Source organism: Campylobacter concisus (assembly GCF_002092845.1).
Taxonomy (GTDB): domain Bacteria; phylum Campylobacterota; class Campylobacteria; order Campylobacterales; family Campylobacteraceae; genus Campylobacter_A; species Campylobacter_A concisus_AQ.
Map to the genome: position 1 here is coordinate 128792 of NZ_LVXF01000001.1, position 15909 is coordinate 144700.

Consider the following 15909-nt stretch of genomic DNA (forward strand, 5'->3'; position numbering starts at 1 on the left):
TGCTTTTAAATATGATAAATCAAGCGTTATGAAAAATTAATTTTTAAAGGCTAAAATGTGAGAAATTCTTTAAAGGAGCAAGTTATGAAAAAGATAGTATTTGCCGTTATTTGCGGACTATTTTTAGTTGGTTGTGCTAAAAATGAGCCAAAGCCAGCAAGCCATGAAGGTTGCGGTTGTTCTCATCATCAAAAAATGATGCAAGAAAATATGCCAAGCTGCCCACATCATGGCATGCAAGGGGCGATGCAAGGCTCAATGCACGGCGACATGCAAGGCTGCCCAGCTCACGCAAAATAACTAAAGTGCCAAATGGCACTTTTATTTTAATATCACCTTGTCACCTTTGGTGCCAAGAACCGTCACTTTCTCTCCATTAGCTAAATTTCCGTCATATTTCCAAAGTGTACCTTTGAAATAGACCATATTTTCTCTGATCTCGCCAACGCCGGCTTCGTCTAAAAATTCCTCGTTAAAGCTCTCTTTTCTGGACATAAATTTACTCTTTAACGGCGCTTTTAAAAGCACAAGGAGCACGATCGCAATCACTGCCGTAATTAAAATTTGATAGCTCCAAGCAAGACTAAAACCAAAATTTATAGCTCCAACTACGATAAAAGCTATGCCAAAAAATAGCAAATAAAACGAGAAAAAGATAAACTCGGTGATGCATAAAACCACACCGATTGCTATCATTATAAAAGGGCTGATCACGCCTTATCCTTAGCTAGGAAATTTTTCAAAACGCTAAGTGAACCAATAAGCTCAGTCGACTCGTAAGGAACTAAAATTTTATCTTTTGAGTTATTTTTAGCTAGCTCGCTAAATGCCCCTACTCTATCGCGCGCGAGCAAAAATTCTGCCGCATTTGCGTTTTTGCTCATGCTATCATTTATCATATCCATAGCCTCTTTTTGAGCCGTTGCGATAGCGATTTGCTCGTATTTTTTCGCATCAGCCATACGCTCGATCGCTTCTGCTTGAAGCACTTTTTCTTGTTTTAGCGCTTCGGCGTTGCGAATTAAAGCCTCTTTTTCAGCCAAGGCTTTTAGCTCGATCGCACGTTTTTCGCGCTCAGCTTTCATCTGCATATTCATCGCCTCTTCGATGCCAAGTGGGACAGAAATTTCAGAAATTTCTACACGCATGATCTTTACACCCCAGTTGCCAGCAGCGTCGCCAAGAGCCACTTGAAGTGCGGCATTTAGGCGGTCACGTGAGCTTAGTGTATCGTCAAGATTCATCGCACCTATCTCGCCACGAAGCGTTGTCATGGCTAAATTTGCAATGGCACGCTTGTAGTTATCGACATTATAAACCGCCATTTTTGCATCAAACACCTTTAAAAAGACGATACCATCGACGCTTATATTTACGTTATCTTTTGTGATGACTTGCTGTTTTGTGATGTCTACAAGCTGCTCTTTTACGGTAATGATCGCTCTTATTTGATCGACAAATGGGATGATTATGTGAAATCCGCCATCAAGCACTTTGTGGAATTTACCAAGTCGCTCGATGAGTAGATTATCAGCTTGTGAGACGATCTTGATGCCAGCCTTTAAAAACAAGAACGCAAAGATAACCAGAACTACGACTAAAACGCCAAATGCTTCGATTTGCATTTTTACTCCTTTAATTTATAATTTGTTATTTTCTTAAGTATTATAATACATTTTAAATTTTGTTTTCAAAAAGGATTAGCATGAAAAATTTTATATTTGCACTAAGTGCGGCTCTACTTTTAGCAGGTTGTGCCTCATCTAGCCAAAACGCAAACGTCCCACAAGGCAAATGTGAAGTAAAAAGCAGCTGCGAAGCTCCAATTAGTAGCATCGAGGGCACTTATAAAGCATTTTTACCTTGCGCTAGCTGCATGGGTATAGACTCAACCCTTATACTAAAAAAGGACGGCACATTTGAAAGTGTGATGAACTACAAGTCAAAAGACAACTACAAAGCCGTTAGTAAAGGCAAATACTCGATCAAAAATGGTGTGATAACAACGATTGATGAGTATAAAGAAAAGAGCTTTTATAAAATAGAAGGCGAGAACCTAAAAATGCTAGATATGGATCAAAAAGAGGTCACTGGCGAGCTAAAAGATAAATACATCTTTAAACGCGTAAAATAAATTTTAAAGGCAAAATGATATAATTTTGCAATTTTTAAGGAGTTGCAAATGAAATATCTTTTTGCCATACTTATCTCATTTTTCATCCTTGGCTGCGCAAAAAATGAAAATTTAGAGCCAAAACAAAACACACAAAATACAGTAAAAGAAGACAAACCGCTAGTTCAGGCAGATACACCCAAAAAGCCAGAAAAGCTAATACTTCCAAACTCAATTTATAGTAGTTTTCACACTATTTTGCCTTGCCCAAACTGCGAAGGTATAAAAACTATCATCACGTTAAATAAAGACAAAACCTACACAAAAACAATGCTTACTATGGATAAAGAAGTAAGCTTAGTTGAAAAAAATGGCACATTTGATGTTGATGATAGTGCTATCATTTTAAAAGATGAAAATGGCAATCTTAGCTACTTTGCACCAAATAAAAATTCCCTTCTTCAACTTGATGACAAGAAAAATAAGCGAGTTGGTGTGCTAGCTCAAATTTATAATTTTGAGCCAGTAAATAAAGCTTACAAAGATAGTTTTTTTGCTAAATTTTATAAATTTAAAAACAAAGATAACTTTTTAGATATCGTAATCGTGCCAAGTAAAAATGGTGCGAAAATAAGTTTTTATTCATCATTAAAAAATGGCTCGCCACTTTGCGAGTTTAGCTCTGAGCTACTTTACGACAAAGGAATTTTTTACCTTTTAGATGAAAAAGGCATTGCTCTAAGCATACACAGGATAAATAATGCAATTTTTCTAGTATCAAACGATAAAATTTGTAAAAATGCTCACATAAGCGGACGATATAAAAAAGATAAAGATCAAAAAAATCTCTTTGGCAAAGGCTTTTTTGCAGAGCTGACAAACGAATCAGCAAATAGAGATGTGATAAAAATTTACGGCTCAAAAAACATAAAACGAGATAACACAAAAAAAGAAAACAGCTACATCGTAACAAACAAAAATGAAAGAATTTTTGAATACACCTTGCTAAATGGCATTATCACAAGCATTGAAATTTATTCAAACGAGTTTAAAACTCCAGAAAATATCAGCCTTAAATCAAATTTCAAAGATATAAAAAATTCTCTCGTTATCTCTAAATTTAGTAGCGATAAAAACAATATCTATCTAAAAATAGATAGCCACGATATGCTAATCACACTAAAAAATCCACTTGCCAAAGAGATAACAAGCTTAAACGATATACCAGATGAAACAAAGATAGAGCAAATAACGCTAATGTGGAATCAATAAGTTGAAAGAATATCTTAAACTTTTAAAAGAAGAGAAAAATTTTCGCCTCTTAAGCATCATTCAGCTTATATGCTATTTTGGCGTATGGTTTTCGCACACAGGTATTTTTACACTTCTTATCAAGCTTGACGCTCCTGTTTGGGCGATCACACTAAGTGCAGCGATGGCATTTATCCCAGGTGTTGTTATAGCTCCATTTAGTGGGATTTTAGTTGATAAATTTAGCCCAAAACCGATGCTTGTCATCATGATGGCAGTTGAGACGATAAGCGTTTTCATGCTTCTTTTTATAGACTCACTTGATTTTTTATGGTTACTTTTACTTATCATTTTTGTTAGAAATGGCACTGGAGGAATGTACTTTCAAGTGGAAATGAGCGTGCTGCCAAAAATTTTAAGCAAAGAAAATCTCAAACTCGCAAACGAGATCCACTCTATCATCTGGGCAGTCTCATACACTGCTGGCATGGGGCTGGCTGGAGTTTATATACACTTTTTTGGGATAAAAAGCGCCTTTTTGCTTGATGGCATACTATACATTCTTAGCTTTGGATTTTTATATTTTTTAAATTTACAAGGTTTAAAGCCAGAATTTATAGAAAAACCACTAAAAATGCTCAAAAATGGGCTTAAATATTTAAAAGAAAATAGACTCATCGTGCATCTTATATTCTTGCACGCCTTTGTTGGCATTACCGCTTATGACGCATTGATCGCACTTTTGGCTGATTACAAATATGCAAATTTACTCTCGACATCACTAATTATAGGACTATTAAATACTTCAAGATCCATTTCGCTTATGTTTGCTCCAGCCATACTTAGTAAATTTATAAATAAAAACACGCTTATTTTCGTATATATCGGTCAAGGCCTTGGTATCATTATTTGGGCTTTATCGCTTTGGAATTTTTATCTATCGCTTATTGGCATTATCTTCGCTGGATTTTGCACATCAAGTCTTTGGAGCTACACCTATACGATGCTTCAGCAAAACTGCAAAAAAGAATTTTATGGCCGAGTGATTGCATATAACGATATGGTTTTTCTTGGCTTTAGCGCTCTCATTTCATTTATCATTGGTCTGCTTTATGATATTGGACTTAGCGTTGAGATGATTGCGAGTTTTATGGGAAGCCTCTTTTTTGTAGGGGCTTTTTACTATCACATCGTATTAAAAAGCTACAAAATAAGGTGATTGATTTTAAATTAAGTCGCCCAAGTTAAAAGGCGACTTGGCAAATTTTTATTTTTTTAGATAGTAGGTAGTTCCATTTGAAAAGCGTTTTTCATAAGCTGGAGTGTAAGGCACAAGATCAGCGTGCCCAGCATAAAGCCTACCGTCTGGCTTAAGCAATTTATGAAGCCTCTCAACGCATTTTAATCTAAAATCATCATCAAAATAGATCATCATATTTCTTGAAAGCACAATATCAAATTTTCCTAGATTAAAAATAGCATCATCAAAAACATTTAAAATTTTAAACTCACACCTTGGTAAAATTTCTTTTTTTATCTTAAATTTATCATCGACTTTTGTAAAAAATCTCTCTTTTTGAAAATCGCTTAATCTATGCAAGCTCCTCTCACTAAAAATACCATTTTGACAGCTTGCTATGGCTTCTGAGTTTATGTCTATACCTACGATTGAAATTTCATGCTGTTTAAATCCCATCTCATAAGCAAGCATCGCGAGCGAATATGACTCATCTCCAGTAGAGCAAGGAGCACACAAAATTCTAGCTCCTCCAAGCTCCTTTGCGTAATAGATCACATCTTTAAGTTGAGGTAACTCTCTATAAAAATAAGTCTCATTTACAGTTACTAAATTTAAAATGTCTTGTCGTAAGCTTGAGTTATATCTTATCATTGAAACAAGATCTTTAAAGCTTTTTATCTGGCGATCTCTAATAAAAATGGTAATTCGCTGCAATGTGATATCTCTTTTTGGCTCCAGATCAACTCCGCAAAGAGTTTTGATAACATTCATAAATTCATTAAAACTATCCATATCTTGTGAAGTATTTGTTTGCATTGTTTTTGTATCTTTTGCGTCATTAGTTAATAGCATTTAAAAAATCCTCCAGCTCTTTTTTTATCATAGTTAGATTTAATGATTTTAAGCTTTGATTTAGCTCTTTTGCACGTTTTGGCATACCATAAACTATCGCGCTCTCTTCATTTTCAGCTATACATTTTGCTCCAGCCTTATAAAGCTTATCAAGCCCAGATGCACCATCGTCTCCTATGCCAGTTAGCAAGATAGCTAGGACATTTGCGCTTTTACAAATTCCAACTCCAGATTTAAACAGCACATCAACATTTGGCGTATATATAGTCTTTTCTTCTGTATTTGGCTTTGCGCTAATTGGTAAATTTGGCGACACCACTACATTTTGTTCACAGACATATACGGTATTTTCTTTTAAAATTTTCCTCTCATTTAAAATTTCAACATCCAAGCCACACTCTTTTCCGATTTGCATAGCAAAAGAGTTTATAAACATTTTATTCATGTGCTGGGCTATCACGATGATAGCTCCATTTAGTTTTACGTTTTTTAGTAACTTTTTTAAATGCCCAGGCCCGCCAGTAGACGCCCCTATTAATATTAATTTTTGTGCCACAAATAGCCTTTAAAATTTTAATTTAATATTTAGCTTACGCCACTTTTTGTATATCGTCAATATCCCTGCCACTCTTTATATGCCTTGCTAATTTTTAAGCAAATTTATAGATTATTTCTTTGTGATCTTATACAAAAAGCTAAAAATTTCAGCAACAGCTTTATATAAATTTGGTGGAATTTCTTGATCAACTTCAACCTTGCTTAAAATTTCAATAAGATCAGGATCCTCTTTGATCGGTATATCATGTTCTTTTGCAAGATCAATTATTCTATTTGCTATCTCACCAGCGCCACTAGCCAGCACTCTTGGAGCATTATCTTTAGATCTGTTGTAGCCAAGAGCTACTGCTTTTTTCTTATTTACTTGCATTAAATTTTCTTATCAAAGCCCACATCAAGGCCACCAAATTTTTTAAATCTATCATTTAGCTTTACTTTTGACAAAGTTTTGATATTAAAGTTTGAAACTATAAGTCCAAACTTTGATATTGCTTGTTTTAATTCGCTAGAGTTTGAGAGGATTAGCTCCTTAAACTCATTTGTTTGCGTAGCTACCGAAAGATCGATGTATCTTTTATCAATAAGTCCAACCATCACATTTATCTGTCCAAATTTCTTAAAATTTAGATCGATCTGAGCGTAAAATTTATCCTTTTTGCCTTGCTTAAATGCGATATTTCCACCCTCAACGCCGTCCCAAATATAAGGCATATAAGTTTGAATCCCGCCTTGAAGGCTTGATATCATTTGATGCATCTCGATCTGCGAAATCATCTTATTTGCAGCATTTACGCTTTGTGGGTTTTGACTCTTTTCACTGATATTTAAAAGCGTACTTTTTATATCTTGGCTTAGCACTTTTGAAATTTCGCCACTATTTTTAGTCGTAATGTTATTTATATCGTTTGTAGCGAGATTTAACTGCTTTAAAAGCGCCTTGCTCTCGCTTAGCTCATTTTTAGCCAAACTTGCCTTAGCGTCAGCAAGACTTAGGCTATGAGCAAGACGTCTCGCCGCACTTTGGAGCTTATCTTGCAAGCTGCCATCCTTTGAAACATCACTCATCTCATTAAACGCTTTTACAAGCCCTGCTTCATCGCCTATGTTATTTAGCGTTTTTAGATCGTTTTTTATGCTATCAAGGATAGTTTTTAGCTCTTTGTGATTTTGGCTAAAACCAAAATTTTGATTTAGCTTTTCATTTGCTAGGCTTGCGACTTTCTCGCTTAAATTTGAGATGAAATTTTGCATTTTGCCTATTTGATTTTTTACTAGCTCGCCATTTTGATCTTTTGAAAAATTTTTATCTAAAAATTTAACCACACTATCAAGCTTATCAACATCTTTTAAAAGGGTTTTTATGCTTGAGTTATCAAGGATATTTTTTGCGTCACTACTCGCTTTTTCAAGTATAGAAGCAAGCTTTGAAAAAGAGTTTTGATTGTCTAATTTTTCATCATTTAGGGTTAAAATTTGATTTAGTAAATTCCCGCTTGAGAGATTTTTTATATCGCTTAGTAGCTTCTGAACCGAGCTTGGAAGCTTCTCTGGACTAAGTGCATCTTTTAAATTTGCTTCAAGCATTACGCCTGAGTTTTTGATCTGATCATTTAGTGAGCCAGCTTTTAGATCGGCTATTGGTTTTAGAAATTCTTTTAGCTTTAGTGCAAGGCTCTTTATTTCACTATTTTCATTTTGCGTTGCTTCTGCTTCTAAGCTTTTTGCAAGGTCTGATAGCTCGCTGGCTAAATTTGGAGCGATTTTCGTATCTTTTGCCTGAGATAAAATTTGTTCAGCCTTGCTAAGACTTGAAGCACTTTTTAGATCATCAAGCACTCTTGCAACGAGTTTTCCAACATTATCAAGTGTCTCTGAAACGCTTTGCTCACTAGGCGTTTGTACGCTTGGCTGATTTTTAAAAAGCGAGCCTTCATTTTTACGAACTGGCACATTTTGAGTAGTATTTTGCCCGGTTTGAACCGAAGTATTTGATATATTCAAAGAATTTCCTACGTCCATTTTTTACTTTTTATTTTTTCTATCGGCAAAATTTCCATTTTGCTCAATAGTAGCTATGCCAGCCGTCCTTGCAACGAGCCTATCGTTATACTCTTTTCTCATGTGCTGTGGTATTGTCTTTTGCGTTAGTGCAAATAAAATAAGTCCAGCAAAAAGCACCAAATAAACATAGATAAAGCCAAATGCTCCAAAAATTTTCATCGCATAGCTCATAAGAAGCGGTGAGAAAAGCGAAGCCAAAGAGTAGCTAAATAGCAAAGCACGTGCGACTTGCACACTCTTTGTCTTGTCTGTGATCTCATCATTTGCCCTAGCCAGAGAAAGTCCATATGTGCAAAAAATTCCAGCTCCAAAAAAGAATGAAAGCAGATATTCAATCGTCAAATTTTTGCCATTTAGCAAAAACAAAACCGCACTTATTAAAGCCACGCTACTACAAAGCAAAATAGCTGGCCTTCTACCATATCTATCAGAGAAACTACCGATAAAAACTTGAGCCAAAAAGCCTCCAATCATCGCAACCGTCATAAAAAAAGATGCCTCTTTTGTGCCGTATCCTTGAAGCAAGACAAAAAGGCTTGCCATCGAAAAAAAGCCATTTATCGCTAAGCCTGCAATGAGCGCGCCAACAAGAGCGAGCGGGACTATGCCAAAAATTTTTGGAATATTTATTGGCTGACGCTCTGGGATTTGAGGCTGATTTATACGGATCAAATTTAACGGAATGCTTGAGAGCATGATAAAAGCTGCGCTTATGATGAAAATTTCAAAGGTATTAAGATCAAGTGCTAAGATCAAAATGCCAAGTCCAAAACTCGTGTAAAAAACGCCTTCATAAAAGGCAATCACGCGAGATCTTATTTTATTTGGAATTTTTGCATTTAGCCAGCTTTCTATAACCATCAAAAGCGCGTAGTAGCAATATCCCAAAAATGCACGCAATATCGCCCAAAATACTAAATTTTGATTTACCGCATGAAGCATAGCTGAGACTGCAAAAATAGCTGAAAAGATGGCAAATGCTCTGATGTGGCCAGTAGTTGAGATGACTCTGTGAGCTGTAATGGTGCTAATTAACGCACCCACAAAAAAGCCTGTATTAATTAACCCAATCTCTAGCTCGCCCACTCCATTTTGCTTAAGAAGTGCGCTACAAGATGCGATAACTAGGCCATTTCCGATAAAAAGCAAACTCATGCCCAAAAATAGCGGTCCCATCGAGCGGATGATCCTAAAGCTACTTGCCATCAGTATCCTTTGCGGTATTAAATTTATTCTCCATAAGCCCAAAAATAAATGCACCAATAGGCATCGGAGCAAGCCCAACTAAAAAACCAGACACATTTAGTAAATTTTCATTTTTTAAAAAAATAAATCCAAAAAAAAGTATCGCATAAGCCACCAAGCGGTAAGGCATAAAGGCTGCTGCGAAACTCTTATCTTTAAATGAAAATCTCTGCTTTTTTAGCCTTGCTTTCTCATCCTTTAGGCTAAATTCTTTTGCCTCATTTTGTGCCAAATTTTCGTCATCTTCATCATCTTCTTCTATCTTGGCTAAAATTTCATCTCTTGCATTTTCTAGTCTAGAATTTATGCGGTTTTTATAGGCAAAAAAGCTAGCCGTTAAGATGATAAGCGAGGCAAAAAATGAAATTTGTGAGCTTATGAAAAATTGATTTGATATAAATTTGCCAACCACGCTAAGAGCTAGCCAAAGCGCAAAATAGCAAATCAAAAGCCTACTAATCATCCTCATCATCGTCTTTTGTGTAGCCTTTGTATCTGCTTTCATCTTTTAGCTCATCTAGGCTTTTAACCTGCGCTTTGTAGGCCTTATAGACGTTTAAAATGGCAGCTGCGATGCCGATAGCAAAGCCTATCCAAAGTGCTGGCGTGAAATTTGTAGCCTTTTTTACAAAATACCCAAGCCCAGTGCCAAGCAAGATCGCAACTACGATTGAAACGCCAAGGCTTAGCTGCTCAGCACCCGCTACGATATCTTTTATCTTAAATTTTGCCATTAGGCTTTTATCTCCAAAAACGCCTCTTTAGCTGCGCTTACCGCTAGATCGATATCAGCTTCGCTCATCGCATCGCAGACAAATCCAGTCTCAAACTGACTTGGAGCTAGATAGATTCCGCGCTTAAGCATCGCTTGGTGAAATTTAGCAAAGAGCTTTGTGTCGCTCTTTAGCGCATCATCGTAGTTTTTTACCACGTGATCTGTAAAAAAGTAGCCAAACATCGAGCCACGAACCTCAGTTTGGATGGTGATGCCAGCGCTCTTTGCAGCCTCTTTAAAGCCGTCCATTAGTCTTTTAGCTAGTTTTTCAAGTCTAGAATATAAATTTGTATCGCTATTTATCTTAGAAATAGCCGCTATACCAGCACTCATCGCTACTGGGTTGCCACTTAGCGTGCCTGCTTGATAGACAGCGCCCTCTGGGCTTAAGCAGTCCATTATCTCAGCCTTGCCACCAAATGCAGCGACGTTCATACCTCCGCCTATAACCTTGCCAAATGTAATGAGATCAGCGTCCACTTCGTGAAATGGATATGATCCAAACCGAGAAGCTCTAAAGCCACTCATAACCTCATCAAGGATAAGCACAGCTCCAAATTTATCGCAAAGTGCTCTAAGCTCCTCTAAAAATTTCTTATCAGCTGGCACAAGCCCCATATTTCCTGCGATAGGCTCAATTATGACGACACCTATTTTGTCTTTATTATTTTCAAAGATAGCTTTTACGCTCTCGGTGTCGTTGTAGATAGCTAAAAAAGTGTTTTTCACAACATCTTGTGGCACGCCGCCACTTGAAGCGTTGCCGTATGTCGTAGCACCACTTCCTGCTTTGATAAGAAGTGCGTCGCTGTGTCCGTGGTAGCAGCCTTCAAATTTTATTAGACCATCTTTTTTAGCATACCCTCTAGCCACTCTTATCGCGCTCATAGTGGCCTCTGTGCCAGAGCTAACGAAGCGAATTTTATCTATTTGTTTAAATTCATCACATATTAGCTTTGCTAGAGCGGTCTCTTTTGGAGATGGCGCGCCGTAAGATACGCCTTGTTTTACAGCAGAGATGATCGCCTCTTCGATATCTTTGTCACAGTGGCCAAATATGAGCGGTCCCCAGCTTTGGATAAAGTCAAGATATTTTTTGCCCTCGACGTCGTATAGATAAGCTCCCTTTGCGTGATCGATCATTACAGGCTCACCGCCAACGCTTCCAAATGCACGAACAGGCGAATTTACACCACCTGGGATATATTTTTTGGCTTCGCTAAATGCCTCTTTATTTGTCATTTTTTATCCTTTTGATTTTGTGTTTTTAAATTTGTCTTTTGATTATCTTTTTGATTTGTTACTGGTTTTACTGGCGACTTTGGTGCTTGCGTAGTAGCAGTTTTTGCTGACTCAGCTGGCTTAGCCGTGGTAGTTTTAGCTGGCTCTGCTGGTTTTGTAGCAGGAGCGACTTTAGCAGATTGCTCTGGCTGTTTTTGCGTCGTATCAGCAGCAACTGGCTTGCTTAAATTTTGCGCTTTTGCTACTTTTGAAGGAGTATTTATCTTATTTGTAATGTACTCATAAAGGATGGTTGTCTCCTCATCTGTCAAAAAATAACTTGGCATGACACCTTTTGGCTTTGTTAAAGCGGCTTTAAAGCTCTCAAAATCTATATCATTTATCTTTGGCGCTCTAAGCTCATCATCAACCGTTTTGTTTGCCTTTTTGTCAAAGTGTTTGTATTTGGAGATTAAACTACCCTCGCCCTTTACACCGTGACATTTGTCGCATCCTATGCCACGTGGATTTAGGTATAGCATCTTGGCGTACTCGGTCTTTGTAATAAAATCAGCACCAAAGATCGCTACACAAAAAAGCAAAATCAAAAAAACAGACCGCATAAACCTCTCTTTTAAAAATTTAATTTAATTTTAGGTATGATACCACCCTTGTGATTAAAAAAGCTTTTAAATAAGGATCCAATATGAAAATTTTAGACGGCAAAGCCGTATCTTTAAAGGTCAAAGAAAGCGTAAAAGTAAGAGCTGAAGAACTAAAAAAATTTGGCGTAGAGCCAACCCTAGCTGTCATCTTAGTAGGCGAAGATAAAGCATCTCAAACATACGTTAGAGCCAAAGAAAAAGCCTGCAACGAATACGGCATAAAAAGCGTAGCTCACCGTCTAAGCGAAAATACAACTCAAGCAGAGCTTCTAACACTTATAAATGTGCTAAATTTAGACGATAGCATCCATGGAATTTTAGTGCAGTTGCCACTTCCAAAACATATAGATACAAACACCGTTTTAGCAACGATCGATCCAGCAAAAGACGTAGATGGCTTTCACGCTGTAAATGTTGGCAAACTTGTTAGCGGACTTGATGGATTTGTGCCTTGCACACCGCTTGGAGTTATGGAAATTTTAAAAGAGTATGGTATTGATGTGGCTGGACTAAACGCGGTGGTGATCGGTAGAAGCAACATTGTTGGCAAGCCTATGGCAAATTTGCTTTTAAACGCCTCAGCAACCGTTACCGTGACTCACAGCAAGACTAAAAATTTAAAAGAAATTTGTAAAAATGCCGACCTCATCGTCGCAGCCATTGGTAAGCCATTTTTCTTAAAGGCTGACATGGTAAAAGATGGCGCAGTAGTCGTTGATGTGGGCATAAACAGACTTGATGATGGCAGACTTGTAGGCGATGTGGATTTTGACGAGGTTGCGCCAAAATGCTCATACATCACGCCTGTTCCTGGCGGCGTAGGTCCGATGACGATTGCGATGCTTTTAAATAACACAATCCTTGCAGCCCAAGCTAAGATAGCTAGCCACAAAAGAGCGTAATAATGAAAAAATTTTTTACTAAATTTTATGACTTTTGCTCGAGCTGGACTGGCACGGTCATCATCGTGCTTTTTGTTATATTTTTCATAGCTCAAGCCTTTGTTATCCCGTCTGGTTCGATGAAAAACACGCTTTTAGTTGGTGATTTTTTATTCGCCAAAAAATTTGTTTATGGTATACCAACACCAAGAATTCCATGGCTTGAAGTAAAAATTTTACCTGAGCTAAACGATAATGGACATCTCGTAACAGGTGATGGCCCAGCAAGAGGAGATATAGTCGTCTTTCGTTATCCAAAAGACGAAAAGACCCACTTTGTAAAACGCTGCTTTGCCACAAGCGAAGATGAGATAGTATTTACCGAAAAAGCCCTCTATCTACGCCCAAAAGAGGGAGATGATTTTATAAAGGCAAACTGTCGTGAAAATTTAAACGGTAAAGAGAGCAAATTTGGCTACTCATGTAGCGATATAACCGAGCTTGATGGTAAGCTTTTCATAAAAGAGCCATATAGATTTAGCGGCATCCACTATGACGAAAATGTAAATTTATTTGAGCAGATGGTTTTCATGCTAAATACAAACAAAGATAGTGTTTTTATGAAGCTAGTGTCCATTAGCTCACTACCGCAAAATCCAAATTTTAACCTTAATGCATTTTACGTCAAAGTGCCAAAAGATGAGTACTTTATGATAGGTGACAACCGCGATCACTCAAATGATAGCCGTTTTTGGGGAAGCGTGGCTTACAAGGACATAGTCGGACAGCCTTGGTTTATTTATTTTAGCTGGGACAAGAACTACAATGTGCGCTGGGAGCGTATCGGACGCTTTGTAGATACGATAGAAAATGACGAATTTTTCACTAACAAAGCTCTAAAAGAAGGCGAAGTAGATGGGCTTCATTGATAACATAGACATAGTCAAAGTCGCCACTATCGTCATCTCTTTAATAATCGCCATCGTCGGCCACGAGATCGCCCATGGCTATGTCGCTTATAAATTTGGCGACAACACCGCAAAAAGCCTTGGCAGACTTAGCATAAATCCAATAAAACATATTGACCCAGTTGGCACTATCATCGTGCCGCTGGTACTTTACCTAAGCACTGGCATGATGTTTGGCTGGGCAAAACCAGTGCCTGTAAATACCTACACAGTCGTGCGAAATGGCGGATATAAAGCAGCTATCTACGTAAGTCTAGCTGGCATTTGCTACAACATCATCTTGGGCGTCTTGTCGCTTTTTGTGCTAAAGGCTTTATTAAATATAGAAACCTTTGCAATTTTACTTCAGTTTTTATTTACGCTTGCGCTTTTAAATTTGATGTTAGCCATCTTTAATCTCTATCCGATCCCGCCACTTGACGGCTTTCACGCGCTCGAGTATGCGCTTAGAAATTTTGGCTTTCACGCACTAGCTGAGAAGCTTGAGGGCATCTCAAGATATGGCTTTGTCATCCTTATCATTATCCTCGTCTCGCCTTTAAAAGATACTATCTTTTATCCGACAAGATACGTTTTAGATATCGCAAGTACCTTTATAAATGGCTAAATTTAGAGCAAATTTGCTCTAAATTTTTGACTTTGTGATCTTATAAGAGTACTCTCTTTTAAATTCCTCTTTTGGTGCAAGGCTAAATTTAAGCTCCACCTTGCCATCTTTGCTGATATCTTTTTTATCAAAGCCCTTTACCTCAACCTTTACCGCCTCATCAGCAGATACTGGCACGCGCTCCACCAAAGTGACATCAACGCTCTTACTTGAGTTATTTTTGACACTTATCTCATAGCCCTCTTCGCTTATGCGATCCTTACCAAGAAGCGAGCTCTTTTTAAATTTATTTAATCGCTCTTTTTTAAGCTCGATTAGCTCGTTTTGTCCCAAAAATAACTGTACTGGCTCATCTTTTGCTTTCATCTCAAACTCACTTGGGCTGCCAACACTCACACCATTAACGTAAAACTGCGTTTTAGCTGGCGTTAGATCGTCATTTAGCTTAAAGCTAGCTACGTTATATGCCTTTAGCGAGCCGTAAAAATCAGCAAAAACGCTAAAATTTGCATCCATTTTTTGCGTGTCGTAAGTTATATATTTACTCTCACCTTTTGCTAAATTTATCCCATCTATCTTCCAAATTTTGGCAAACTCATTCTCATCTCTTTGCACACGCATATCAGCGACCTCAGCGGTGACTTTTGCGGCTCTTAGCATATTTTTTGAAGTGCCGTAACCATCAGCCTCCGCCTCGCTCTCTTTATACCAAGGGTAAAATTTGCTTGGAGCAAGCGCCTTTTGATATCTGGTCGGATAGATGGCGAGCTTTAAATTTTTAACATCGCTAGCAAATGGGTTTGTAAGCAAAATTTCTTGTTTTATCAAGATATTTTTGTTTTTTGTGTCTGCATAAATTTCATTTAGCGTCTTTGGGGCCTCATCATCCATATATGAAAGCGTCGCCTCTTTTGGGTCGCAAGCAAATTTCATATCAAGCTGCAAAAATCCAGCCATCTCGCTCTTTGGCTTATTTTCTTTAAGCGTTTCAAGCTCGCCTTTGACAGCTGAAATTTTCTCGATATTTTCTAAGCTAAATTTATAAAACTCATCAGCCCTTTTTGTCACATCGTTACTTTTGTTTTCTGCTATCAAAGCTTGCTCTATAAACCTGCCTCTTGCTTTTAGTGCCTCAAGCTTGCTACTTAAATTTACAACTTCTTGCCTCCATTTTATGTAACTTGGGTTATCTTCTTCACGGATCTTTTTTAGATAAGCATTCGCGTCACAATCGCCATTTATAGTGATACTATCACTCTGTACGCCCTCTGGCACAAAGGCGCTAAAAGAGCTATTTGCGTCGCTAAATTTTTGAGTGATGATGGTTTGATCAGTGTAGATCTCTATCAAATTTTCATTTGCAAAGGCTAGCACTGAAGCCATTAAAAAGAGCGTCTTTTTCATATTTTTCCCTTTTAAGAATTTCACAAATTATAGCCTTTTATCACATGCAAGCAAAATTTTATTTTAAT

General features: G+C 37.5%; 18 protein-coding genes and 1 pseudogene. 7 read left to right on the forward strand and 12 right to left on the reverse strand.

Annotated elements, in window-relative coordinates:
- Nucleotides 1-84 precede the first annotated feature (84 nt).
- The gene (locus tag A3854_RS00610; protein WP_084040804.1) at nt 85-300 is read left to right on the forward strand and encodes a hypothetical protein; all 216 of its coding nucleotides are present in this window, start codon (nt 85-87) and stop codon (nt 298-300) included.
- Nucleotides 301-321: 21 nt separating this feature from the next.
- Here A3854_RS00610 and A3854_RS00615 read toward each other — a convergent pair whose 3' ends face one another.
- Entirely contained in the window at nt 322-714 is a 393-nt protein-coding gene (locus tag A3854_RS00615; RefSeq protein WP_084040806.1) for an NfeD family protein, read from the reverse strand.
- Nucleotides 711-1625, reverse strand: a complete 915-nt coding sequence (locus tag A3854_RS00620; RefSeq protein WP_084040808.1) for an SPFH domain-containing protein — start codon at nt 1623-1625, stop codon at nt 711-713. Before A3854_RS00620 ends, A3854_RS00615 begins: the two co-directional genes overlap by 4 nt.
- Nucleotides 1626-1705: 80 nt before the next feature.
- Between A3854_RS00620 and A3854_RS00625 the strand changes: the two genes are divergently transcribed.
- Genes A3854_RS00625 through A3854_RS00635 form a run of 3 tightly spaced genes read left to right on the forward strand, consistent with a single transcriptional unit; the run spans nt 1706 to nt 4583 of the window.
- Nucleotides 1706-2134, forward strand: a complete 429-nt coding sequence (locus A3854_RS00625) for a copper resistance protein NlpE (protein ID WP_084040810.1) — start codon at nt 1706-1708, stop codon at nt 2132-2134.
- Between the two features lie 48 nt (nt 2135-2182).
- Nucleotides 2183-3385 (forward strand): copper resistance protein NlpE, encoded by a 1203-nt coding sequence (locus tag A3854_RS00630; RefSeq protein WP_084040812.1) that lies wholly within the window; start codon nt 2183-2185, stop codon nt 3383-3385.
- Between the two features lies 1 nt (nt 3386).
- Entirely contained in the window at nt 3387-4583 is a 1197-nt protein-coding gene (locus tag A3854_RS00635) for an MFS transporter (RefSeq protein WP_084040814.1), read from the forward strand.
- Nucleotides 4584-4631: 48 nt separating this feature from the next.
- Here the strand turns inward: A3854_RS00635 and A3854_RS00640 are convergent, their stop codons facing one another.
- The 9 genes and pseudogenes from A3854_RS00640 to A3854_RS09510 form a co-directional block, all read right to left on the reverse strand.
- Nucleotides 4632-5456, reverse strand: a complete 825-nt coding sequence (locus A3854_RS00640; protein ID WP_021090925.1) for a CheR family methyltransferase — start codon at nt 5454-5456, stop codon at nt 4632-4634.
- Nucleotides 5443-6012, reverse strand: coding sequence for a CheB methylesterase domain-containing protein (locus A3854_RS00645; RefSeq protein WP_021090732.1), 570 nt, complete (start codon nt 6010-6012; stop codon nt 5443-5445). Before A3854_RS00645 ends, A3854_RS00640 begins: the two co-directional genes overlap by 14 nt.
- A gap of 111 nt (nt 6013-6123) precedes the next feature.
- The gene (locus tag A3854_RS00650; protein WP_021090972.1) at nt 6124-6384 is read right to left on the reverse strand and encodes a FlhB-like flagellar biosynthesis protein; all 261 of its coding nucleotides are present in this window, start codon (nt 6382-6384) and stop codon (nt 6124-6126) included.
- The gene (locus A3854_RS00655) at nt 6384-8015 is read right to left on the reverse strand and encodes a flagellar hook-length control protein FliK (protein WP_180378624.1); all 1632 of its coding nucleotides are present in this window, start codon (nt 8013-8015) and stop codon (nt 6384-6386) included. The genes A3854_RS00650 and A3854_RS00655 overlap by 1 nt, the downstream gene beginning before the upstream one ends.
- A 21-nt stretch (nt 8016-8036) precedes the next feature.
- Nucleotides 8037-9281 carry an MFS transporter gene (locus A3854_RS00660; protein WP_084040818.1) on the reverse strand — a complete coding sequence of 415 codons (1245 nt, stop codon included), beginning with the start codon at nt 9279-9281 and terminating at the stop codon, nt 8037-8039.
- Nucleotides 9271-9825: a hypothetical protein gene (locus tag A3854_RS00665; protein ID WP_257639842.1), complete on the reverse strand. Its 555-nt coding sequence runs from the start codon at nt 9823-9825 to the stop codon at nt 9271-9273. The genes A3854_RS00660 and A3854_RS00665 overlap by 11 nt, the downstream gene beginning before the upstream one ends.
- Entirely contained in the window at nt 9776-10054 is a 279-nt protein-coding gene (locus A3854_RS00670) for an AtpZ/AtpI family protein (protein ID WP_084040822.1), read from the reverse strand. Before A3854_RS00670 ends, A3854_RS00665 begins: the two co-directional genes overlap by 50 nt.
- Nucleotides 10054-11337: a glutamate-1-semialdehyde 2,1-aminomutase gene (hemL, locus tag A3854_RS00675; RefSeq protein WP_084040824.1), complete on the reverse strand. Its 1284-nt coding sequence runs from the start codon at nt 11335-11337 to the stop codon at nt 10054-10056. The genes A3854_RS00670 and hemL overlap by 1 nt, the downstream gene beginning before the upstream one ends.
- Before the next feature lie 266 nt (nt 11338-11603).
- Nucleotides 11604-11939, reverse strand: a pseudogene (locus tag A3854_RS09510) (c-type cytochrome); the annotation flags it as partial.
- Between the two features lie 83 nt (nt 11940-12022).
- Between A3854_RS09510 and folD the strand changes: the two are divergent.
- From folD to A3854_RS00695, 3 genes are read left to right on the forward strand one after another with little or no spacing between them, the layout of a single operon-like run.
- On the forward strand, nt 12023-12883 hold the full coding sequence (gene folD / locus A3854_RS00685) for a bifunctional methylenetetrahydrofolate dehydrogenase/methenyltetrahydrofolate cyclohydrolase FolD (protein WP_084040828.1): 861 nt from the start codon (nt 12023-12025) through the stop codon (nt 12881-12883).
- 2 nt (nt 12884-12885) lie between these two features.
- Nucleotides 12886-13791, forward strand: coding sequence for a signal peptidase I (lepB, locus tag A3854_RS00690; RefSeq protein ID WP_084040830.1), 906 nt, complete (start codon nt 12886-12888; stop codon nt 13789-13791).
- Nucleotides 13778-14437: a site-2 protease family protein gene (locus A3854_RS00695; RefSeq protein ID WP_084040832.1), complete on the forward strand. Its 660-nt coding sequence runs from the start codon at nt 13778-13780 to the stop codon at nt 14435-14437. Before lepB ends, A3854_RS00695 begins: the two co-directional genes overlap by 14 nt.
- 18 nt (nt 14438-14455) lie before the next feature.
- Here the strand turns inward: A3854_RS00695 and A3854_RS00700 are convergent, their stop codons facing one another.
- Nucleotides 14456-15841 carry a DUF4139 domain-containing protein gene (locus tag A3854_RS00700; protein WP_084040834.1) on the reverse strand — a complete coding sequence of 462 codons (1386 nt, stop codon included), beginning with the start codon at nt 15839-15841 and terminating at the stop codon, nt 14456-14458.
- Nucleotides 15842-15909: the final 68 nt, after the last annotated feature.

Excerpts from the sequence above, each read along its gene's own strand:
- A3854_RS00695 (WP_084040832.1), top strand. The coding sequence starts at position 13,778 with ATGGGCTTCATTGATAACATAGACATAGTCAAAGTCGCCACTATCGTC.
- folD (WP_084040828.1), top strand. The coding sequence starts at position 12,023 with ATGAAAATTTTAGACGGCAAAGCCGTATCTTTAAAGGTCAAAGAAAGC.
- hemL (WP_084040824.1), bottom strand. The coding sequence starts at position 11,337 with ATGACAAATAAAGAGGCATTTAGCGAAGCCAAAAAATATATCCCAGGT.
- A3854_RS00660 (WP_084040818.1), bottom strand. The coding sequence starts at position 9,281 with ATGGCAAGTAGCTTTAGGATCATCCGCTCGATGGGACCGCTATTTTTG.
- A3854_RS00620 (WP_084040808.1), bottom strand. The coding sequence starts at position 1,625 with ATGCAAATCGAAGCATTTGGCGTTTTAGTCGTAGTTCTGGTTATCTTT.
- A3854_RS00700 (WP_084040834.1), bottom strand. The coding sequence starts at position 15,841 with ATGAAAAAGACGCTCTTTTTAATGGCTTCAGTGCTAGCCTTTGCAAAT.
- A3854_RS00630 (WP_084040812.1), top strand. The coding sequence starts at position 2,183 with ATGAAATATCTTTTTGCCATACTTATCTCATTTTTCATCCTTGGCTGC.
- A3854_RS00650 (WP_021090972.1), bottom strand. The coding sequence starts at position 6,384 with ATGCAAGTAAATAAGAAAAAAGCAGTAGCTCTTGGCTACAACAGATCT.
- lepB (WP_084040830.1), top strand. The coding sequence starts at position 12,886 with ATGAAAAAATTTTTTACTAAATTTTATGACTTTTGCTCGAGCTGGACT.
- A3854_RS00640 (WP_021090925.1), bottom strand. The coding sequence starts at position 5,456 with ATGCTATTAACTAATGACGCAAAAGATACAAAAACAATGCAAACAAAT.
- A3854_RS00625 (WP_084040810.1), top strand. The coding sequence starts at position 1,706 with ATGAAAAATTTTATATTTGCACTAAGTGCGGCTCTACTTTTAGCAGGT.
- A3854_RS00610 (WP_084040804.1), top strand. The coding sequence starts at position 85 with ATGAAAAAGATAGTATTTGCCGTTATTTGCGGACTATTTTTAGTTGGT.
- A3854_RS00670 (WP_084040822.1), bottom strand. The coding sequence starts at position 10,054 with ATGGCAAAATTTAAGATAAAAGATATCGTAGCGGGTGCTGAGCAGCTA.
- A3854_RS00665 (WP_257639842.1), bottom strand. The coding sequence starts at position 9,825 with ATGAAAGCAGATACAAAGGCTACACAAAAGACGATGATGAGGATGATT.